At 61.3% G+C, this 416-nt stretch carries 1 protein-coding gene; it reads left to right on the top strand.

Features of this window, described 5'->3' with window-relative positions; genetic code table 11:
* Nucleotides 1-40 precede the first annotated feature (40 nt).
* Nucleotides 41-416 (top strand): hypothetical protein (locus tag EXE45_RS21005; RefSeq protein ID WP_206750514.1); only part of this gene is annotated, 376 nt, incomplete at its 3' end.

The raw sequence follows: 416 nt of genomic DNA, 5'->3' as shown, positions 1-416 counted from the left end.
AGACATCGATGGGACACCGGACCGTGTGACAACGTACCATATGCGTGATGACCTCGCACACGGGCTCCAATACTTCACAGAGCATGCGGCTGTCGTGGCATTCGGATACGATGCCGCAGAAACAGAGTGTTACCTCGAGGAGATCACAACGGGAGAGGCTCCCTCGGAAGCGACGACCCGGTATCGCTGCCCGCGCGAACAGCAAGCGAGCTCGGTCCCATCTGAGTCAGTGCGCACGGCGTTGCCGACTGCCAACCTTCGCGCGCTCGTCGAAGCGGTCCCGCCAGAGACGCTCATTCGCGCTGATTACGCGGACACATTTCCCCTTCGACTCGCCTGGGATCTCACCGGTGGCGACGGAATTGCACAGGGAACACTCACCGAAGTCACAGCGCACCTCGCCCCCTACGAGGTTC

Source organism: Halorubrum sp. SP9, assembly GCF_005435015.1.
In the GTDB taxonomy this organism is placed as follows: domain Archaea; phylum Halobacteriota; class Halobacteria; order Halobacteriales; family Haloferacaceae; genus Halorubrum; species Halorubrum sodomense.
This window is presented reverse-complemented; position numbering and strand designations above follow the sequence as displayed.